This window comes from Pseudoxanthomonas sp. (assembly GCF_035999195.1).
Classification (GTDB): domain Bacteria; phylum Pseudomonadota; class Gammaproteobacteria; order Xanthomonadales; family Xanthomonadaceae; genus Pseudoxanthomonas_A.
This window is the reverse complement of the sequence record NZ_DASYGY010000007.1, coordinates 485,579-505,030: the sequence shown is the minus strand read 5'-3', so window position 1 is coordinate 505,030 and position 19,452 is coordinate 485,579. Positions and strand designations below refer to the sequence as shown.

Sequence of the window (19,452 nt, the reverse complement as noted above, 5' to 3'; positions counted from 1 at the left end):
CAACATGACGGGTATTACTCAGCAAGTGCTGCGCCCCCGCGGCCCGCAGATCGAGCGCCTGACCGGCAATCGCGCGAAAGTGGTCATCGAACCGCTGGAGCGTGGTTACGGCCATACGCTCGGCAATGCGTTGCGCCGCGTGCTGCTGTCGTCGATCCCCGGCTTCGCGATCACCGAAGTCGAGATCGATGGCGTGCTGCACGAATACAGCACCATCGAAGGCATGCAGGAAGACGTGCTGGAAGTGCTGTTGAACCTGAAGGATGTGGCCATCCGCATCCACAGCGGCGACTCCTCCACGCTGAGCCTGGCCAAGCAGGGCCCGGGCGTGGTGACCGCCGGCGACATCAAGACCGACCACAACGTCGAAATCCTCAACCCGGAACTGGTCATCTGCAACCTGACCAAGGACACGGCGCTGAACATGCGCCTGAAGATCGAGCGTGGTTTCGGCTACCAGCCGGCTGCTGCCCGCCGTCGTCCCGACGAGGAAACCCGCGTGATCGGCCGCCTGGTGCTGGACGCCTCGTTCTCGCCGGTCCGTCGCGTCGCGTACGCGGTGGAAGCCGCGCGCGTCGAGCAGCGCACCGACCTGGACAAGCTGGTCCTGGACATCGAGACCAACGGCACGATCGATGCCGAGGAAGCCGTGCGCACCGCCGCCGACATCCTCAGCGACCAGCTGTCGGTGTTCGGTGACTTCACGCACCGCGACCGCGGCGCGCCGAAGCAGGCCGCCAGCGGCGTGGATCCGGTGCTGCTGCGCCCGATCGACGACCTGGAGCTGACCGTGCGTTCGGCCAACTGCCTGAAGGCCGAGAGCATCTACTACATCGGCGACCTGATCCAGAAGACGGAAGTCGAACTGCTCAAGACCCCGAACCTCGGCAAGAAGTCGCTGACCGAGATCAAGGAAGTCCTGGCGCAGCGCGGCCTGTCCCTGGGCATGAAGCTGGAGAACTGGCCGCCGGCCGGTGTCGCCCAGCACGGCATGCTCGGCTGATGATGCGACACGGAACTCCCGCGTCCGCGCGGGAGTTCCTCTGCTTCAAACGCGTTACCCATGCCGACGGACCTGAAGGTCCGCGGTTATCCGGTCAGGGACGGCCGGTTCGGACCACCCGCAGTCCATTGTTGCACCGCCTGGAAGGCGACAGCGAAATCCAACGACCAACCATTCACCAGGAACCACACCCATGCGCCACCAGAAAGCCGGTCGCAAGTTCAACCGCACCAGCGCCCATCGCGAAGCGATGTTCCGCAACATGGCCGCCTCGCTCATCAAGCACGGCCTGATCAAGACCACCCTGCCGAAGGCCAAGGAACTGCGCCGCGTCGCCGAGCCGCTGATCACCCTCGGCAAGGTCGATGGCGTCGCCAACCGCCGCCTCGCCTTCTCGCGCCTGCGCGACAAGGAAGCCGTCGGCACGCTGTTCACCACCCTGGGTCCGCGTTACCAGTCGCGTCCGGGTGGCTACCTGCGCATCCTGAAGTGCGGCTTCCGTGCCGGCGACAATGCGCCGATGGCGTACGTCGAGCTGGTCGACCGTCCGGAAGCGGCGGCCGAGTAAGCCCCGCCTCCCGCAGCACACCAGAAACCCCGGCCGACGCCGGGGTTTTTGTTTGCCGGCCCTCCGGCGTCGGGGGCGGCAAGCCGCCACGGGTTACGTCCGGCGTCCCACGCATGGATAATGCGGGCACGACCTCATTCCGCCGGTGCCGATGAATCCTCTTCGCTGGAGTTTCCGCGCGCAGTGCCTGCTGGGTTTCGCGATCTGCGCAGGCCTGCTGGGCTATGCGTTGTACGTGCAGTTCGTGGGCCAGTTGGAACCGTGCCCGTTCTGCATCTTCCAGCGGCTGGCGTTCGCCGCCACCGGTGTGCTGTTCCTGCTCGGCGCGCTGCATGGACCGCGCCGGCCCGCAGGCCGCAAGGTCTATGGGGTGCTGGCGTTCCTCGGCGCCGCGACCGGTATCGGCATCGCCGGCAGGCACGTGTGGGTGCAGCTCTATCCGCCGCTGATGCCGAGCTGCGGTCCCGGCTGGGACTACATGATCGAGAACAACACCTGGCTGGGCGTGGTGCAGAAGGTGCTGACCGCGAAGGGCGACTGCAGCACGATTGACTGGAGTTTCCTCGGCCTGACCATGCCGATGTGGAGCCTGGTCTGGTTCGTGCTGCTGGCGGTCTGGGCGCTCTGGATCGGCTTCCGCGCCCGCAGGACCTCGACTTTCCGCTGATTTGACGCGGCGCATCCATCTGGCACGATGGTGGGCCCGCAGGAGTCCCCCATGAATCCGTCCGACCGCAACTTGCGCGCCGTCACCCTGCCGCCGAACTGGGCGCCGGACAGCTGGCGCCAGCGCCCGGCGATGCAGATGCCCACCTATCCGGATGCGGGGGCGCTCGAGGCTGCGCTGGCCGAACTGCGCCAGTTGCCGCCGCTGGTGACCTCGTGGGAGATCTTCTCGCTGAAGAAGCAGTTGGCCGAGGCGCAGGAAGGCAAGCGCTTCCTGCTGCAGGGCGGCGACTGCGCGGAGAACTTCAGCGACTGCGAGTCCGGGCTGATCTCCAATCGGTTGAAGGTGCTGCTGCAGATGAGCCTGGTGCTGGTGCACGGGCTGCGCCTGCCGGTCGTGCGCGTCGGCCGCTTCGCGGGCCAGTACGCCAAGCCCCGCTCAGCGGATACCGAAACCCGCGATGGCGTGTCGCTGCCCAGCTACCGCGGCGATGTGGTCAATGCGCCCGAGTTCACCGCCGAAGCACGCGTGCCCGACCCGCGCCGCATGATCAAGGCGCACGCGCGTTCGGCCATGACGATGAACTTCGTGCGGGCGCTGATCGATGGCGGCTTCGCCGACCTGCACCATCCCGAATACTGGAACCTCAACTGGGTCGGCTATTCGCCGCTGGCCGACGAGTACCAGCAGATGGTCGCCTCCATCGGCGATGCGGTGAGGTTCATGGAGACGTTGTCGGGTTCGGAGGTGCACAACCTCAACCGGATCGACTTCTACACCTCGCACGAAGCGCTGCTGCTGCCCTACGAGGAAGCGCTGACCCGCGAGGTACCGCGGCAGTGGGGCTGGTTCAACCTCAGCACGCACTATCCGTGGATCGGCATGCGCACCGCCGCCGTCGATGGCGCGCACGTGGAATACCTGCGCGGCGTGCGCAATCCCATCGCCATCAAGGTGGGGCCGTCGGTCACGCCGGACCAGCTGCTGCGCCTGATCGACGTGCTGAATCCGGAAGACGAAGCCGGCCGCCTGACCTTCATCCATCGCATGGGCGCGACCCAGATCGCGGAGAGGCTGCCGCCCCTGCTGGATGCGGTGCGCCGCGACGGCCGGCGCGTGCTGTGGGTCTGCGATCCGATGCACGGCAACACCGAAAGCACGAGCAACGGGTTCAAGACGCGCCGCTTCGACAACGTGCGCAGCGAGGTCGAGCAGTCGTTCGACCTGCATGCCGCCGCCGGCACGCGACTGGGCGGCGTACACCTGGAGCTGACCGGCGAGGACGTCACCGAGTGCACCGGCGGCGCGCGCGAACTGACCGACGCGGACCTGAAGCGTGCCTACCGGTCCACGGTCGATCCGCGGCTCAACTACGAGCAGTCGCTGGAGATCGCGATGAGCATCGTCCGCAAGCAGAACCAGGTGGCCGCGCCCGCGTCGCGCTGATCCGTGCTAGGACGCCGCGCTGCCGGCGTCGGCGGCCGGCTGCGGGATCTCCCAGGTCCTGCCGCGGGCGTAGAGCCTGGCGAATTCGGCGGCGGGCAACGGCTCGCTGAAATAGTTGCCCTGGAGTTCGTCGCAGCCGTTGGCGGCCAGCCACGCCGCCTGCTCGCGGGTCTCCACGCCCTCGGCGATCGTCCGGCACTGCAATTGAGCCGCCAGGCCGATGATCGCGCGCGTGATGGCGGCCTGATTGGGTTCTGCCACGTCGCGGACGAACGACTGGTCGATCTTCAGCACGTTGAATCCGTAGTTGCCCAGGTAGCTGAGGCTGGAAAACCCGGTGCCGAAGTCGTCGATGGCGATGCGGACGCCCAGCGCCTTCAATGCGCGCAGCGTGCGGTCGGTGCGTTGCACGTCCCGCATCAGCGTGGTCTCGGTGACCTCCAGCTCGAGGAATTCGGCGGCCAGCCCGCTGTCCTGCAGCGCGTCCACCACGGTGTCCACCAGTTCGTTGGTGTCGAAATTCGCCGCGGCGATGTTGACCGAGACGCGGATGGGCGGCAGGCCTGCCTGCTGCCAGATCCGGTTCTGCCGGCATGCCGCGCGGATCGCCCAGTGGTCGATGTCGACGATGAGGTTGGTCTCTTCGGCGATCGGCAGGAACTCGCCGGGCATCATCAGCCGGTCGCCGCGCTGCCAGCGCGCCAGTCCCTCGACGCCCACGATGCGGCCGCTGGCGCGGTCGACCTGTGGCTGGTAGTGCAGCGACAGGTCGCCGTTGCGCAGGCTGCGGCGCAGGCTGTTCTCCAGTTCGATGCGCGCATCCACGCTGGAGGCGAGTTCGCGCGTGTAGAAGCGGGTGGCGTTGCGGCCGTTGCGCTTGGCCAGGTACATGGCCGCATCGGCGCGCATCATGAGCGTGGCGGCATCGTAGCCGTCTTCCGGGAACAGGCTGATGCCGATGCTGAAGGCCTGGTGCAGTTCGTGCGATGCCACCGTGTACGGCGTGCCTGCCAGGGCCAGCAGGCGATCGGCGATCTGCAGCACGCTGTCGCGCGCCAGCACGTTGGGCAGCAGCACCACGAACTCGTCGCCACCGGTGCGGTACACCGTGCCGAGGTTGCCGATGTTGCGCTGGATGCGGCGCGCCACCTGCTGCAGCAGCTCGTCGCCGGTATGGTGGCCGAGGGCGTCGTTGACGTGCTTGAAGAGGTCGAGGTCCAGGAACAGCACCGCGATGCCGTTGCCGTGGTTGGTCGCATGGGTGATGGCCTGGCCCAGGCGCTCGTTGAGCTGCAGGCGGTTGGGCAGCCCGGTCAGCACGTCGTGGTGGGCGAGATACGTCATGCGCGAACTGAGGGCGCGGGATTCGGTGATGTCGCGCAGCACCATCACCGTGCCGACCATGCGCTCGTCGCGGTCGTGGATGGCGGACAACGAGCGTTCGACCAGCATGCGGCTGTTGTCCCGGCGCACCAGTTGCAGGTCGCCCGGCTGCACGATCGGCTGCAGCGCGTCGTCGGCGTGCGGCGTTTCAGAGCGCACCAGCGGGGCGACCTGGTCCAGCGGCTTGCCCAGCGCCTGCTCCAGGCTCCAGCCGCAGAGTGCCTCTGCGGTTGGATTCATGTAGGTCACGCGGCTCTCGCCGTCCACGGTGATCACCGCTTCGCTGATCGAGGTGAGCGTGACTTCGGCCAGTTCGTTGGCATCGTGCAGGGCATGTTCCAGCCGGGCCTTCTCGGTGATGTCGATGGACATGACGAAGAAGCCGCAGACCGTGCCGGTGTCGTCGGTATCGGGCGTGTAGAAGCTGTGCATCCGCCGCGTGCCATCGGCGGTGGCGAGGCTGCTCTCGAGCTCGCCTTCGCGCCCGGCGAGCGCCGTCTCGATGTGGGGCAGGTGGCGGAGGTAGGCCTGTTCGCCGAAGAGCTCGCGCATCGGGATGCCGGCCACCGGGGGCGTTCGCCAGCGCACCAGTTCGGCGAACGCACGGTTGTGGAAGACCAGACGATGCTGCACGTCGAACTGCGCGATCAGCGCGGGCAGGCGGTCGGTGACGCGCTTGAGATGGTCGCGCGCCATCGCCAGTTCACGGTGGGCCTGGCGTTGCTCGCTGACGTCGTTGCCCATCAGGTACCAGCCGGCGATCTTCCTGCCGGACTCGATGTCCGGCACCAGGTAAAGGTGCACGGGGCGCGCCGGTCGTCCCAGCTCGGCGTCCCAGGCGGTCCAGTGGTCCGGGGTGCAGTCGCGCATCGCGCGCTTCAGCGACGCCAGGAACTCCGGCGCGTCCGCATGCACATCGTCCACCTGCCGGTCGCTCCATTCCTCCGGTGAGCCCGACCAAGTACGGCATGCGCGGTTGGCGAAGCCGTAGCGGCCGTCGGCGTCGATGTAGGCGATCAGTGCCGGCAGGTGATCGGCCACGGCATCGAGCAGGGCCCGGCTGCGGCGCTCCGTGCGCGCCAGGTTGTGCAACAGCAGGAACAGCAGCAGGCCCAGCCCGATGCCGCACAGCGTCAGCAGCGCGATGGACGCCAGCCCGGGCATCGCTTCGTGCAGCGGCGGCGATCGCAGGACCAGTCGCCATTCGCTTCCCAGCAGCTGCAGCGCGCGTTGCTCGGTGAAGGCCGGTTGCCAGCCGTCGCCGTAGCGGCGCGTGAGTGCCGTTGTCTGGAAGATCGGCGTGTCGCCGTGATCGGCCGCGAGCAGTTGGAGATCGAATTCGCCGTCGTTGCCGTGGCCGATGGCCTCTTCCATCACGCGCTTCCAGCCGAAGCCGGCGGTGGCGAAGCCGCGCAGGAGGCTTCGCCGCGCCTCCTGGCCATCGCGCGCCGCCACCGGATCGGCATACACCGGCGCGTAAAGCAGGAAGCCGGGAATGCCCGGAATGCCGCGGGAGCTATCACCCAGCGCGACCAGCGATGCCGCCGCCAGCTCGCCGCTGTCCCGTGCCGTCTCGACGGCGCGCCGCCGCACCGGTTCGGCGAGCATGTCCTTGCCGAGCAGCGGGCGCATGCCGGGAGTGTCGGGATACAGCAGGTCGAGCACGACGTACTCGTCGCGGTCGCCGGCCGGATGGATCGCGAACGCGTCGCCGTGGTGCGCGCGCTGCGCGGCCAGGTAGGCATCGCGCTGCGCCAGGTCCACGCGGCGGGCGAACCCGATGCCGTGCACGCCGGCGCGCCGCCGTGTGACCTGCAGCTTCTCGGCGAAGGTGCGGAAGCTGTCCTGCTCGATGCTCTCGTAGCCCTCCAGCACGGCGGCCGCGGCGCGCACGGTGTCCTCATAGGCGTTCATGTGCGTGGTGACCGCCGTCGCCACCGCGTCGGTCCGCGCCTGGAACTGCGCGCGCGCGTGTTCGCGGGCCTGCTGCCAGGCGGTCGCGCCCGACCACAACGACAGCAGGCAGGCGATCACCAGCACACCCCAGGCCAGCGAATTCAGATTGCGCTGCCGCCGGCGGGCCGTGGATCCGGATCCACTGAACGTCCGCAGTTCCGCTGCCCGGTCCGCGCCTGACTCCACGCGTGCATTCCCCGCCTGCTGGTTGGCGGTTATGACGCCACGAACCTGCAGGCGCTGCAAGCATTCTCTGGCGCGTGATGGCTCACATTTCCGGCGGCCCCGGCCGGGGCTCAGCCGCGCGGCGTGCGCACCGGCAGTGTCGGCCAGTATTCGGGCGGCTTGCGCGCACGCGTGCGTTGCTCGTAGTCGTAGCCCAGCGCGATCAACGTGGCCTCGCTCCACGCCGGGCCCATGAAGGTCAGGCCCAGCGGCAGGCCGTCGCTGTGGCCCATCGGGACGGTCAGGCTCGGATAGCCGGCCACCGCGGCCGCGCTGTAGCCGGCGCCCGGAAAGTGGTCGCCGGCCTTGTGGTCGGTCAGCCAGGCCGGGCCGGTGGTCGGCGCGATCAGGGCCACCAGTCGCTGCGCCTTGAGGGCGGCATCGATGCCTTCCGGACCCGCGAGCCGGCGGGCGCGACTGCGTGCGGCGATGTACTCCGCCTCGCCCAGGCCGCCCTTGGCGTTGGCCTGTTCGAACAGTTCCTGGCCGAAGAACGGCATTTCCGACACGCGGTAGCGCTCGTTGTAGCCGATCAGCTGGGTCAGGGTGGTCAGCGGGGCCCTGCGCTCGGCCAGGTAACGCTCCAGGCCGTGCTTGAACTCGTACAGCAGCAGCTGCATCTCGTCCGCGTTCCATTGGCCGTCGGTGGGAATCTCCGCATCGACGACGATCGCGCCGGCTTCGCGCATTACCTGGATCGCGCCTTCCATCGCGGCGGCCGCGTCGGGATGGATCGCCGCCTTGCTGCGCAGTACCCCGATGCGGGCGCCCTGCAGCGCGCCGGGCTTCAGGCGCGCGCTGTAGTCGAGCGTCGTGTTCCAGGTCGCCTGGGTGGTGGCCGCGTCCGCGGTGTCGCGTCCGGCCAGTGCGGCCAGCAGCAGCGCCGCATCCGACACGCTGCGGGCCATCGGGCCGGCGGTGTCTTGGCTGTGCGAGATCGGCAGGATGCCTTGCCGGCTCACCAGCCCGACCGTCGGCTTCAGCCCCACCACGCCGTTGATCGCGGCAGGACAGAGGATGCTGCCGTCGGTTTCGGTGCCTACGCTGACGGCGGCGAGGTTGGCCGACACCGCGACGGCACTGCCCGAGCTCGACCCGCAGGGATTGCGGTCCAGCGCGTAGGGATTGCGGGTCTGCCCGCCGCGTCCGCTCCAGCCCGACGTGGAGTGGGTGGAACGGAAGTTGGCCCATTCGCTCAGGTTGGTCTTGCCCAGGATCACCGCGCCGGCCTCGCGCAGGCGCCGCACGAGGAATGCGTCTTGGCCGGGCCGGAAATCCTTCAGCGCCAGTGAGCCGGCGGAGGTGGCCATCGGCACCGCGTCGATGTTGTCCTTGAGCAGCACCGGAATGCCGTGCAGCGGCCCGCGCACGGTGTTGGCGCGCCGTTCGACGTCGCGCAGCGCGGCTTCCTTCAGCGCGTCCGGGTTGAGTTCGATGATGGCATTGAGCTGCGGCCCGGCCCTGTCGACGGCGGCGATGCGATCCAGATAGGCCTGCGTCAGGCGGCGGCTGTCCAGTTCGCCCGACTGCATGCGCGCCTGCAGGTCGGCGATGTCGAGCTCGGCATAGGTGAAATCGGTGGGGGCGGGCACCCTTGCAGCCGGCGGGTTCGCCGGCTGGCAGGCCACCAGGGCGAGCATCAGGCCGAGCGGCAGCAGGAATCGACGCATGCGGGCACCTTCACGGGATCGCCGCAGGCTACGCAGGCGCCGGCCCGCGCGTCAAATCGTGCGGCGACGCCGGATGTCCCGCCACAACACCCACACGATCACCAGGTTGACGATCAGCAGCGCCCAGGTATGCCAGCCGGGATGGTGGTACAGCGCATAGAGGTCCAGCGGCAGGTAGGCGGCCGAACCGAGGCAGCCCAGCCACGAGGCCCAGGCGCGGGCGCGCCACAGGCCCCAGGCTTCGAGCAGGCGCATGCCGGCGTAGACGGCGATGATCAGCACCGCCACATGGACCGATTCGGGATTGATGCGCGCCATCCACTGGCTGATCACGCCGGGGCCGGCGTCGGGAATGAAGCGGGTGACGATCGCCTGCACGGTTTCGCGCAGGCGGTCGGGGCCCAACGCCAGCAGGCCGCCGGCGAAGGCCAGGGCCAGCACGCCCTTGGCGCCCTCGAACAGGGCGATGGCATGCAGGCCCGGGTGCGCCCCGGGATCCGGGTCGTACGCGGATGTCTCCAAGCCGCAGGCGCCGCGATCAGGCCGCGCGCGAAGCGCGCTTGCGGTCGCTCTCGGTCAGCAGCTTCTTGCGCAGGCGGATTTCCTTCGGCGTGATCTCGACCAGTTCGTCGTCGTCGATGAAGTCCAGCGCCTGCTCCAGCGAGAACTTGATGGCCGGCGTCAGCTGGATCGCGTCGTCCTTGCCCGACGCGCGCATGTTGGTCAGCGGCTTGGTCTTGATCGCGTTGACGGTCAGGTCGTTGTCCTTGGAGTGGATGCCGATCAGCTGGCCTTCGTACACGTTGTCGCCTTCGGCGGCGAACAGCTTGCCGCGCTCCTGCAGCGGGCCCAGCGAGTAGGCCGGCGTGGCGCCCGGCGCATTGGCGATCATCACGCCGTTCAGGCGCTTGGCGATGGCGCCCTGTTCCTTCGGACCGTAGTGGTCGAACACGTGGAACAGCAGGCCCGAGCCCTGCGTCAGCGTCTTGAATTCGTTCTGGAAACCGATCAGGCCACGCGCCGGGATCATGTAATCCAGGCGCACGCGGCCCTTGCCGTCGGGCTCCATGTTCTTCAGCTGGCCCTTGCGGATGCCCAGCTTCTCCATCACGCCGCCCTGGTGGGTCTCTTCCACGTCCACGACGAGCTGCTCGATCGGCTCCATCAGCTGGCCGTCGATCTCCTTGATGATCACTTCCGGGCGCGACACGGCCAGCTCGTAGCCCTCGCGGCGCATGTTCTCGATCAGCACCGACAGGTGCAGTTCGCCGCGGCCGGAGACCAGGAACTTGTCGGCGTCTTCCAGCTGCTCGACCTTCAGCGCCACGTTGTGCACGGTCTCGCGCTCCAGGCGCTCCTTCAGCTGGCGGCTGGTCAGGAACTTGCCGCCCGACAGGTCCTTGTGGCCGGCGAACGGCGAGTTGTTGACCTGGAAGGTCATCGAGATGGTCGGCTCGTCGACGGTCAGCGCCGGCAGCGCTTCGGGCGTGTCCAGCGCGCAGACGGTGTCGGAGATGGTCAGGTCCTGGATGCCCGAGATGGCGACGATGTCGCCGGCCTCGGCGCTGTCCTGCTCGATGCGCTCCAGGCCCAGGAAGCCCAGCACCTGCAGCACCTTGCCCTGGCGCTTCTTGCCTTCGCGGTCGATGACGGCGACGGGCATGTTCTTCTTCAGCGTGCCGCGCTGGATGCGGCCGATGCCGATGACGCCGACGAAGTTGTTGTAGTCCAGCTGGCTGATGCGCATCTGGAAGGCGCCGTCCGGATCGACTTCCGGCTTCGGCGCGTGCTTCATGATCGCTTCGTACAGCGGGGTCATGTCGCCGCCGCGGACGGTGTCTTCCAGGCCGGCGTAGCCGTTCAGCGCCGAGGCGTAGACGATCGGGAAATCCATCTGCTCGGGCGTGGCGCCCAGGCGGTCGAACAGGTCCCACACCTGCTCCACGACCCACTCCGGACGCGAGCCGGGGCGGTCGACCTTGTTGATCACCACGATCGGCTTGAAGCCCATCGCGAAGGCCTTCTGGGTGACGAAGCGCGTCTGCGGCATCGGGCCGTCCATCGCGTCGACCAGGATCAGCACGGTGTCGACCATCGACAGCACGCGCTCGACCTCGCCACCGAAGTCGGCGTGGCCGGGGGTGTCGACGATGTTGATGCGGTTGCCGTTCCAGGTGATGGCGGTGTTCTTGGCCAGGATCGTGATGCCACGTTCCTTTTCCTGGTCGTTGCTGTCCATCACGCGCTCGGCCAGCACGGTGCGCTCGGAGAGGGTGCCGGACTGCTTCAGCAGCTGGTCGACGAGGGTGGTCTTGCCGTGGTCGACGTGCGCGACGATCGCGATATTGCGGAGGTTTTCGATGGACATGGATTCTGGGATCGGAAAAACGCACCCGGATACCCCCTTCGAAGGGGCAGGGCGCGAGGACGGGGAGGAAAGAAGGCGGCGTATTATAGCCGGCTACGGCGTGCTAAGCACCTGATTTTCCGGACAACGCAACAATGGATGCCGCCAACCGGCAAGGCGCGCCCTTGAAATCGTCCCGGATCGCCGTGATCTGGGATGCGGATGGCGCCTGAACGGGCGCCTGCCTTCCTCGGCGATCCCCGCGGCCCGCCCCTTTCTACCCCTGGAGAACCACCCGATGAGCCAGCTGACCGCCACGTTCGACACCTCGCGCGGCCCGATCACGATCGAGCTGTACCCCGACAAGGCCCCGCTGACCGTGGCCAACTTCGTCAACCTGGCCAAGCGTGGCTTCTACGACGGCCTGAACTTCCACCGCGTGATCCCGGACTTCATGATCCAGGGCGGCTGCCCGGAAGGCTCCGGCCGCGGTGGCCCGGGCTACCGCTTCGAGGACGAGACCACCAACGGCGTGCGCCATGAGCGCGGCGTGCTGTCGATGGCCAACGCCGGCCCCAGCACCAACGGCAGCCAGTTCTTCATCACCCACGTGCCCACCCCGTGGCTGGACGGCAAGCACACCGTGTTCGGCAAGGTCACCGAAGGCCTGGACGTGGTCGACGCGGTGAAGCAGGGCGACCTGATCACCAAGGTGACCATCAGCGGTGACGCCGATGCCGTGCTGGCGGCCAAGGCCGACCGTGTGGCGGAGTGGAATCGCGTCCTGTCGGCGTGATGCCATGGAGGGCCGGTCACCGACCGGCCCTTCCTCCGGTGAAAGGTCTGCGTTTCGACCATAGCGACGACCGGGACGGCGGCATCGACGACCGGTGAGCGGTGTCGCCGATCCGGCGGAACCAGACCATGGGCGGGTCGGTCGTGGCGGGGTGTCGTGATACCATTTTGCGCCGCAAAAAAGACGGCGGCGACGCTCCCTGACCTTTCCACGCGAGGTTGTGCAATGCCCCTGCTTGCCCGGCGCATCGGTCGCGCCAAGCCCAGTGCCATCATGGCGGTGGCCGAAAAGGCCAGGCAGCTGAAGGCCGAAGGCCGCGACATCATCAGCTTTTCGATCGGCGTCCCCAATTTCCTTCCTGGCGACCATGTCTACCAGGCCGCGCGCGACGCGTTGGCGAAGGACTCCGGCCAGTACGGCAGCAACCGCGGCACCGATGCGCTGCTGGACGCGTTCCTGCAGCACATCGAGTTGCTGGGCCTGACCGGCTACACGCGCGCCAACGTGTCCACCGGCATCGGCGCCAAGCACATCCTCTACAACCTGGCCGAGTCGCTGCTGGACGAGGGCGACACTATCGTCTATCCGTCGCCGTACTGGACCACGTACGCCGACATCGCCGACATCGTCAACGCCAAGGCCGTGCCGCTGCCGTGCCCGGCCAGCCAGGACTACAAGCTGACGCCGCCGCAGCTGGACGAGGCGCTGGCGACGCACAGGCCCAAGGTGTTCCTGTTCAACAATCCGTCCAACCCGACGGGCATGGTCTACACGCGCGACGAAGTCGCCGCGCTGGCCGACGTCCTGGTGAAGTATCCGGACACCTGGATCATCACCGACGACATCTACAACCGCATGCTGTTCGACGGGCTGGCGTACACCAACTTCGTGCAGGCGCGTCCGGAACTGCGCGATCGCACGGTGTTCGTCGATTCGCTGTCCAAGACTTACGGCATGCCGGGCTGGCGCGTGGGCTTCATGGCCGGTCCCGAGGTGGTCGCGAAAGCGCTGACCACGATGAACTCCAACCACATCACCAACGTGCCGGAAGTCGTCACTGCTGCGGCCATCGCCGCGCTGACCGGTCCGCAGGACGTGCCGGCCGCGAAAAACGCCGAGTTCCAGGCCAAGCGCGACCAGGTGCTGGCGGCCATGGAAGCGATTCCCGGCGTGATCTGCCCGCGTCCGCAGGGCGCGTTCTACGTGTTCCCGGACATCAGCTGCGCGTTCGGCAAATCGCACAACGGCGCGAAGATCGGCAACGATGTCGATTTCTGCAACGCGCTGCTCGACGCCAAGGGCGTGGCCTGCGTGCCGGGCTCGGCGTTCGGCGAGCCGCGCGCGCTGCGCATCAGCTACACCTGCCCGACGCCGCAGCTGGCGCCGGGGCTGCAACGTTTCCAGGAATTCTTTGCCGAACTGACGTAACCGCCCTGTGGGCCACCGCCCACGCAGTCCCCACGCGGTGGGCCGAGGCCCACCCTACGAACCCCCGAGGATCCGCACCATGAAAACCCCCGTCCGTGTTGCCGTCACCGGCGCTGCTGGCCAGATCGGCTACGCGCTGCTGTTCCGCATCGCCTCCGGCGAAATGCTGGGCAAGGACCAGCCGGTCATCCTGCAGCTGCTCGAGCTGCCGCTGGAAAAGGCCCAGGCCGCGCTGCAGGGCGTGATCATGGAGCTGGAAGACTGCGCGTTCCCGCTGCTGGCCGGCGTGGTCGGCACCGACGATCCGGAAGTCGCGTTCAAGGACGCCGACGTCGCCCTGCTGGTCGGCGCGCGTCCGCGCGGCCCGGGCATGGAGCGCAAGGACCTGCTGCTGGAGAACGCCAAGATCTTCACCGCCCAGGGTGCCGCGCTGAACAAGGTCGCCAGCCGCAACGTCAAGGTGCTGGTGGTCGGCAACCCGGCCAACACCAACGCCTACATCGCGATGAAGTCGGCCCCGGACCTGCCGGCGAAGAACTTCACCGCCATGCTGCGCCTGGACCACAACCGTGCGCTGTCGCAGTTGGCCAGCAAGGCCGGCGTGGCCGTGGGCGACATCGAGAAGCTGGTCGTGTGGGGCAACCACAGCCCGACCATGTACCCGGACTACCGCTTCGCCACCGTCAACGGCCAGTCGCTGAAGGACAAGATCAACGACGCCGACTGGAACGCGAACGAGTTCATCCCGAAGGTCGGCAAGCGCGGCGCCGCGATCATCGAAGCGCGCGGCCTGTCCTCGGCCGCTTCGGCGGCCAACGCCGCCATCGACCACGTGCGCGACTGGGTGCTGGGAAGCAATGGCAAGTGGGTGACGATGGGCATCCCGTCTGACGGCAGCTACGGCATCCCGGAAGGCGTGATGTTCGGCTTCGCCGTCACTACCGAGAACGGCGAGTACACGATGGTGAAGGACCTGCCGGTCGACGCCTTCAGCCAGAAGGCCATCGACAAGACGCTGGCCGAGCTGGAAGAAGAGCGCAGCGGCGTGGCGCACCTGCTGGGTTGATCGCAGGCTGCAACCGACACGGAAAGCGCCGGGCTCATGCCCGGCGTTTTTCTTTTGGGTGCGACGGAATGTCCCATGCGACCAAGGTAGGAAGGTGGCCGCCGCAGCGCGGGACTATGCTGCGCGCACGCATCGCATCCGGGAGCATCGCATGGCATACGAAGACGTCTACCGGCGCTCGATCGAGCAGCCAGAGGCCTTCTGGGGCGAGGAGGCGAGGGCGATCCACTGGCATGTGCCGCCGCAGCAGGTGCTGGACTATTCCAACCCGCCGTTCCGCCGCTGGTTCGTCGGCGGGCAGACCAATCTCTGCTACAACGCGGTGGATCGCCATCTCGCCGAGCGCGGGGACCAGTTGGCGCTGGTGGCGGTGTCGACCGAAACCGACGTCACCCGCGAACTGACCTACCGCGAGCTGCATCGCGAGGTCAACGCGTTCGCGGCCGTGCTCAGGCGACTCGATGTCGGTCGCGGCGACCGCGTCGTCATTTACATGCCCAACATGGCCGAGGCTGTGTTCGCGATGCTGGCGTGCGCTCGCATCGGTGCGGTGCATTCGGTGGTGTTCGGCGGCTTCGCCGCGCACAACCTGGCGCTGCGCATCGATGATGCGAAGCCGAAACTGCTGATCGCCGCCGATGCCGGCAGCCGTGGCGGCAAGGTCATTCCATACAAGCCGCTGGTCGACGAGGCCTGCGCGGAAGCGGCCACACCACCGCCGAAGGTGCTGATCGTCTCGCGCGGCCTGGATCCGGCCGAGCCGAAGGTGGCGGGCCGCGACGAGGACTACGCCACGCTGCGCGCCGCCGTCGGTGAGGCCGACGTGCCGGTGGAGTGGCTGGAATCGAACGAGCCCAGCTACCTGCTCTACACCTCCGGCACCACCGGCAAGCCGAAAGGCGTGCAGCGCGATGTCGGCGGCTATGCGGTGGCGATGGCGCTGTCGATGCGCACCGTGTTCGACGTGGGGCCGGGACAGGTGATGTTCTCCACTTCCGATGTCGGCTGGGCAGTGGGGCATTCCTACAACGTGTACGGCCCGCTGATCGTCGGCGCCACCTCGGTGCTCTACGAAGGTCTGCCGATCAACCCGGACGCCGGCATCTGGTGGGCGCTCTGCGAACAGTACGGCGTGCGCACGATGTTCTCCTCGCCGACGGCGGTGCGTGTGCTGAAGAAGCACGACATCGACTTCATCAAGCGCCACGACCTGTCCGAGCTGAAATACCTGTTCCTCGCCGGCGAGCCGCTGGACGAACCGACGGCGCACTGGATCACCGATGCGATCGGCAAACCGGTGATCGACAACTACTGGCAGACCGAGACCGGCTGGCCGGCGCTGACGCTGCTGCCCGGCCTGGACATGAAGCCGGTCCGCTTCGGCTCGCCCGGCTTTCCGAACCTCGGTTACCGGATGAAGGTGATCGACGAGAGCACCGGCGAGGAGGTCGGACCCGGCCAGAAGGGCGTGCTGGTGATGCAGCCACCGCTGCCACCGGGTTGCATGACGACGATCTGGAACGACGACGCGCGCTTCCTCTCCAGCTACTTCAGCCATTTCAAGGAACTGCTGTACAGCTCGCTGGACTGGGCGATCCGCGACGAGGACGGCTACACCTTCATCCTCGGCCGGACCGACGACGTCATCAACGTGGCGGGCCATCGTCTGGGTACGCGCGAGATCGAGGAATCCGTGTCCGGTTTCTCCGCGGTCGCGGAGGCGGCCGTCATCGGCGTCGCCGACGAGCTGAAAGGGCAGGTGCCCGTGGTGTTCGCCACGTTGCGCCAGGCGACCGACGAGCCGCAGGCGCGCATGCAGGCGGCCGACGGCATGCGGCGCACGGTGGAGCAGAGCCTCGGCGCCGTGGCGCGGCCGGCGCGCGTCTACATCGTCAATGCGCTGCCGAAAACCCGCTCGGGCAAGCTGCTGCGGCGTTCGCTGCAGGCGCTGGCGCAGGGCGCGGATCCGGGGGATCTCTCCACGCTGGACGACCCCAACGCGCTGGAGGAAGTGAAGCGCGCGCTGCAGCGCGGCCCCGACGTCGGCAGCTGAGTCAGCGCGCCGGCGGCGACGGCATCGCCGGGTCGACGCTGCCGTCCAGCGTCCACACCACGTCGCGGCCCTGCGGGTCGCGGCTCAGCACGAAGCGCGCGCTCGCGCCCGGCGTGAGCGGCAATGGCGAGACAGGTGCGTCGTTGTCGCCGTCGTCGTTCGCCTCGATGACCGTGCGTTCGCCGTCATGGCCGGCGATGGGCACGATGAACAGTCCGCGCGCATCGATGCCGCGTCGTGCCTTCTTCGTGCCGAGGTCGCCGATGTCGGCGATGGCGCCGTCGGTCTCCGCCAGTGGATTGCGGAAGTTGACCAGCAGGTCGGCCTTCATCGGCGGCCGGCCCGGCACGGACACCGTGCCGCCACGCACCAGCAGGTCCGGCCACACGTCGCCGTTTTCCGGCAACTCGCGGTACAGCGCCGGCGACACGCCCGTATGGCTGCCGGTGGCGATGCTGTCCAGCGCCGCCATCAGGCCTAGGAAATAGAGTTTGCGCAGGCGCTGCTTCTGCACGTCGCCCTCGATCCCGCCGGCCTCGATCAGCACGGTGCTGGCGCCCCACTGCGTGGTCAGGTCGCCGAAGGCGCGCGGGTCGAAGGTTTCGTCCCAGCGCGCGATGTGGCCGGCGAGATACGGTTCCAGCGCGGTACGGATCACGCCCGCGACTTCGATGGCGCGCGTGCGCACGTCGTTGATGTCGGCGGCATGGTTGTACGGCGGCGACAGCAGGGCGATGGCGGTGCCGCGGTCGGAGTCGCCGGCGCGGTAGCCTACGCGCTGGTCGTGCAGGTTGAAGCCGTACACCGGCTTCACGCGGTCGAACAGCGCCTTCAGCGTGCGCGCTTCCGGCGTGGCCAGCATGCGCGCATCGCGGTTGAGGTCGATGCCCTGTGCGTTGCGGCGCTGGAAGCGCGCGGCGCCGTCGGGATTGACGATGGGGAAGACGTGCAGCGTGGTGTTCGCCCGCAGCTGCTTCACCAGCGGATGATCCGGGTGTCCGCCGAGGAAGCGGAACAGGTCGGCCAGTGCCATCGAGGCGGTGCTTTCGTCGCCGTGCATCTGCGACCACAGCAGCACGGAGGTCTTGCCGTTGCCCCAGCGCACGTGGCGCAGCGGACGGTCTTCCACGCTGCGGCCGATCTCCTCGACGCGGAATCCGTGGCGCCGCTCCAGCAGCGGCGTGGCGACAGACCACCAGTGCTCCGCGTCGAACGTGCGGTCCTCCAGTCCCGCGACGCGCAGTTGCGTGTCGTAGAGCGTGTCGAGGTCGGCAAGCCAGGCGGGAGGCGGTGGGATCGGTGCCGACGCCGGCACCGTCGCGTCGGCGTCTGGCATGTCGGCGTTCCGGGCGATGGTGGTGGGGGTCATCATCGTCAACAGCAGGCACAGGGCAAGGACAGGGCGCATCGCGGCAGCGGAAGAAGCGGGCCTCCGCAGGGTCGGTGCATGCGCGGTCGATGTCAAATCCGCCTGCGGACGCAGCGCTTCTCCGTCATGCCGATGCAGCCGGCGGCGTGATGCCGGTATAGCGCGCGCGGGGCCGGATCAGCCGTCCCTGTGCCTGCTGTTCCAGCGCGTGTGCCAGCCAGCCGGCCAGACGGCCGGCAGCGAACATCACCAGCGCCGGCGTCGCGGGCAGGCGGTTGAGATGGCAGATCGCGGCGAGCATGAAGTCGATGTTTGGCCGCAGGCCGCTGATCTCTTCGGTGGCGACGATCAGCGTTTCCAGTGCGGCCATCTCGCGCGTGCCCGCGTGGCGGTCGCGTGCGCGCGCCAGCAGTTCCGCGCCACGCGGATCGCCCTGCGGATACAGCGCGTGGCCGAAGCCGGGCAGGTCGTCGCCGCGCTGCCAGCGCTGCGCGATGAAGGCGCGGGGCGATCGGGCCTGCAGCGCATCGGCGATGAGGGCATAGGCGCGCGCGGTGGCGCCGCCATGACGCGGACCCGAGAGCGCTGCCAGGCCGGTGCAGACCGTCGCGTGCAGATGCGCGCCGGTGGACGCCACCACGCGCGCGGCGAAGGCGGACACGTTGAGTTCGTGGTCCGCGCACACGACCAGGGCCGCGCGTACCAGGTCGGCGAAGCTGTCGTCGCCGGGGTGCCACGCTTCGGCGAGCACGCGATGCACAGGCGCATCGGTGGGCGCTTGTGCCACCAGCAGCGCCGCGTTGTGGCGCAGCAGGCCGGCGGCGATCTCGTGGCGCACGCGGGGCGCCGAGCTGAAGGAGTGCAATACGTCCAGCGCCAGCAGCGGGATGGCGGCCATCGCGCGTTCCAGCGGCGGCAGCGATGCATTGCCGGCGAGCGGCGCGACCACCGCAGGCCATTGCGGCAAGGCCGGTGTCGCGAAGGGATCATCGCGACCGCTGTCCCACAGTTGGCGCGCCACGTCTTCCAGCGTCGCGCCCTCGCGCACCATCGCGATCGCGGAGCGGCCACGGTAGTAGGGGCCGTCGGGACGGATCAGCGAGATCCGCGTCTCCAGCACCGGCAGGCCACGGTCCAGGCTCTGCGCCGCGCCGCGTGCAGCGCCACGGCCCACCTGCTTGCGCTGCGCCAGCCGCTCGACGTCCTGCCGCAGATACAGCCGGCTGCGATGGTCCTTGCCGGGCCGCGATTCCAGCAGCCCCCGGCTCACGTACGCGTACAGCGTGGCCTGGCTGATGCCGAGCATGTGGCAGGTCTCGCGGGCGGTCAGCAGATCGGTGGAGGCGGCCATGGGGACACATTGATCCGTTCGATCAAGATTGATCAACCTCGGCGATGGTGCCAGATTTGCGACCCGAAGAGGGGCGTACCCTTCACGCACCTCCGGCGACCGATGTCGTGGCCGCCAGATCGAC

At 68.2% G+C, this 19,452-nt stretch carries 14 protein-coding genes; 8 read left to right on the top strand and 6 right to left on the bottom strand.

All coding sequences use genetic code 11. The features are described from left to right. Positions 1-4: 4 nt before the first annotated feature. The 4 genes from VGN58_RS07130 (at position 5) to VGN58_RS07115 (ending at position 3,684) form a co-directional block, all read left to right on the top strand. Positions 5-1,003, top strand: a complete 999-nt coding sequence (locus tag VGN58_RS07130) for a DNA-directed RNA polymerase subunit alpha (protein WP_055941311.1) — start codon at positions 5-7, stop codon at positions 1,001-1,003. Between the two features lie 193 nt (positions 1,004-1,196). Next, a complete protein-coding gene (rplQ, locus tag VGN58_RS07125) occupies positions 1,197-1,571 on the top strand; it encodes a 50S ribosomal protein L17 (protein WP_271250408.1) in 375 nt (124 codons plus the stop codon). Positions 1,572-1,722: 151 nt separating this feature from the next. Further along, positions 1,723-2,238 carry a disulfide bond formation protein B gene (locus VGN58_RS07120; RefSeq protein ID WP_327482602.1) on the top strand — a complete coding sequence of 172 codons (516 nt, stop codon included), beginning with the start codon at positions 1,723-1,725 and terminating at the stop codon, positions 2,236-2,238. A gap of 51 nt (positions 2,239-2,289) precedes the next feature. After that, positions 2,290-3,684, top strand: a complete 1,395-nt coding sequence (locus tag VGN58_RS07115) for a class II 3-deoxy-7-phosphoheptulonate synthase (RefSeq protein WP_327482601.1) — start codon at positions 2,290-2,292, stop codon at positions 3,682-3,684. Positions 3,685-3,690: 6 nt separating this feature from the next. Here VGN58_RS07115 and VGN58_RS07110 read toward each other — a convergent pair whose 3' ends face one another. From VGN58_RS07110 to typA, 4 genes are all read right to left on the bottom strand, one after another. Then, positions 3,691-7,209, bottom strand: a complete 3,519-nt coding sequence (locus VGN58_RS07110) for a bifunctional diguanylate cyclase/phosphodiesterase (RefSeq protein WP_327482600.1) — start codon at positions 7,207-7,209, stop codon at positions 3,691-3,693. A 110-nt stretch (positions 7,210-7,319) separates the two neighbouring features. Next, positions 7,320-8,903, bottom strand: coding sequence for an amidase (locus VGN58_RS07105; RefSeq protein ID WP_414710767.1), 1,584 nt, complete (start codon positions 8,901-8,903; stop codon positions 7,320-7,322). 66 nt (positions 8,904-8,969) lie between these two features. After that, the gene (locus tag VGN58_RS07100) at positions 8,970-9,440 is read right to left on the bottom strand and encodes a DUF2127 domain-containing protein (RefSeq protein WP_327482598.1); all 471 of its coding nucleotides are present in this window, start codon (positions 9,438-9,440) and stop codon (positions 8,970-8,972) included. Positions 9,441-9,456: 16 nt separating this feature from the next. Beyond that, positions 9,457-11,286 (bottom strand): translational GTPase TypA, encoded by a 1,830-nt coding sequence (typA, locus tag VGN58_RS07095; protein WP_327482597.1) that lies wholly within the window; start codon positions 11,284-11,286, stop codon positions 9,457-9,459. Between the two features lie 277 nt (positions 11,287-11,563). On the opposite strand from typA, the gene VGN58_RS07090 reads away from it, so the two are divergent. The 4 genes from VGN58_RS07090 to prpE all read left to right on the top strand — a co-directional run bounded on the left by VGN58_RS07090 (position 11,564) and on the right by prpE (position 16,608). Next, positions 11,564-12,061 (top strand): peptidylprolyl isomerase, encoded by a 498-nt coding sequence (locus VGN58_RS07090; RefSeq protein WP_327482596.1) that lies wholly within the window; start codon positions 11,564-11,566, stop codon positions 12,059-12,061. Positions 12,062-12,286: 225 nt separating this feature from the next. After that, a complete protein-coding gene (locus tag VGN58_RS07085) occupies positions 12,287-13,489 on the top strand; it encodes a pyridoxal phosphate-dependent aminotransferase (protein ID WP_327482595.1) in 1,203 nt (400 codons plus the stop codon). Between the two features lie 79 nt (positions 13,490-13,568). Next, positions 13,569-14,555: a malate dehydrogenase gene (locus VGN58_RS07080; protein ID WP_327482594.1), complete on the top strand. Its 987-nt coding sequence runs from the start codon at positions 13,569-13,571 to the stop codon at positions 14,553-14,555. A 136-nt stretch (positions 14,556-14,691) separates the two neighbouring features. Further along, positions 14,692-16,608, top strand: coding sequence for a propionate--CoA ligase (prpE, locus tag VGN58_RS07075; protein WP_327482628.1), 1,917 nt, complete (start codon positions 14,692-14,694; stop codon positions 16,606-16,608). 1 nt (position 16,609) lies between these two features. Here prpE and VGN58_RS07070 read toward each other — a convergent pair whose 3' ends face one another. Then, positions 16,610-18,016, bottom strand: coding sequence for a M14 family zinc carboxypeptidase (locus VGN58_RS07070; RefSeq protein ID WP_327482593.1), 1,407 nt, complete (start codon positions 18,014-18,016; stop codon positions 16,610-16,612). An 85-nt stretch (positions 18,017-18,101) separates the two neighbouring features. Continuing rightward, positions 18,102-19,328 carry a citrate synthase family protein gene (locus VGN58_RS07065; protein ID WP_327482592.1) on the bottom strand — a complete coding sequence of 409 codons (1,227 nt, stop codon included), beginning with the start codon at positions 19,326-19,328 and terminating at the stop codon, positions 18,102-18,104. Between the last annotated feature and the right edge of the window lie 124 nt (positions 19,329-19,452).

Coding starts and splice junctions, on each gene's coding strand:
- VGN58_RS07065 (WP_327482592.1), bottom strand. CDS start 19,328: ATGGCCGCCTCCACCGATCTGCTGACCGCCCGCGAGACCTGCCACATG.
- typA (WP_327482597.1), bottom strand. CDS start 11,286: ATGTCCATCGAAAACCTCCGCAATATCGCGATCGTCGCGCACGTCGAC.
- VGN58_RS07115 (WP_327482601.1), top strand. CDS start 2,290: ATGAATCCGTCCGACCGCAACTTGCGCGCCGTCACCCTGCCGCCGAAC.
- VGN58_RS07090 (WP_327482596.1), top strand. CDS start 11,564: ATGAGCCAGCTGACCGCCACGTTCGACACCTCGCGCGGCCCGATCACG.
- VGN58_RS07085 (WP_327482595.1), top strand. CDS start 12,287: ATGCCCCTGCTTGCCCGGCGCATCGGTCGCGCCAAGCCCAGTGCCATC.
- VGN58_RS07130 (WP_055941311.1), top strand. CDS start 5: ATGACGGGTATTACTCAGCAAGTGCTGCGCCCCCGCGGCCCGCAGATC.
- rplQ (WP_271250408.1), top strand. CDS start 1,197: ATGCGCCACCAGAAAGCCGGTCGCAAGTTCAACCGCACCAGCGCCCAT.
- VGN58_RS07070 (WP_327482593.1), bottom strand. CDS start 18,016: ATGCGCCCTGTCCTTGCCCTGTGCCTGCTGTTGACGATGATGACCCCC.
- VGN58_RS07080 (WP_327482594.1), top strand. CDS start 13,569: ATGAAAACCCCCGTCCGTGTTGCCGTCACCGGCGCTGCTGGCCAGATC.
- VGN58_RS07120 (WP_327482602.1), top strand. CDS start 1,723: ATGAATCCTCTTCGCTGGAGTTTCCGCGCGCAGTGCCTGCTGGGTTTC.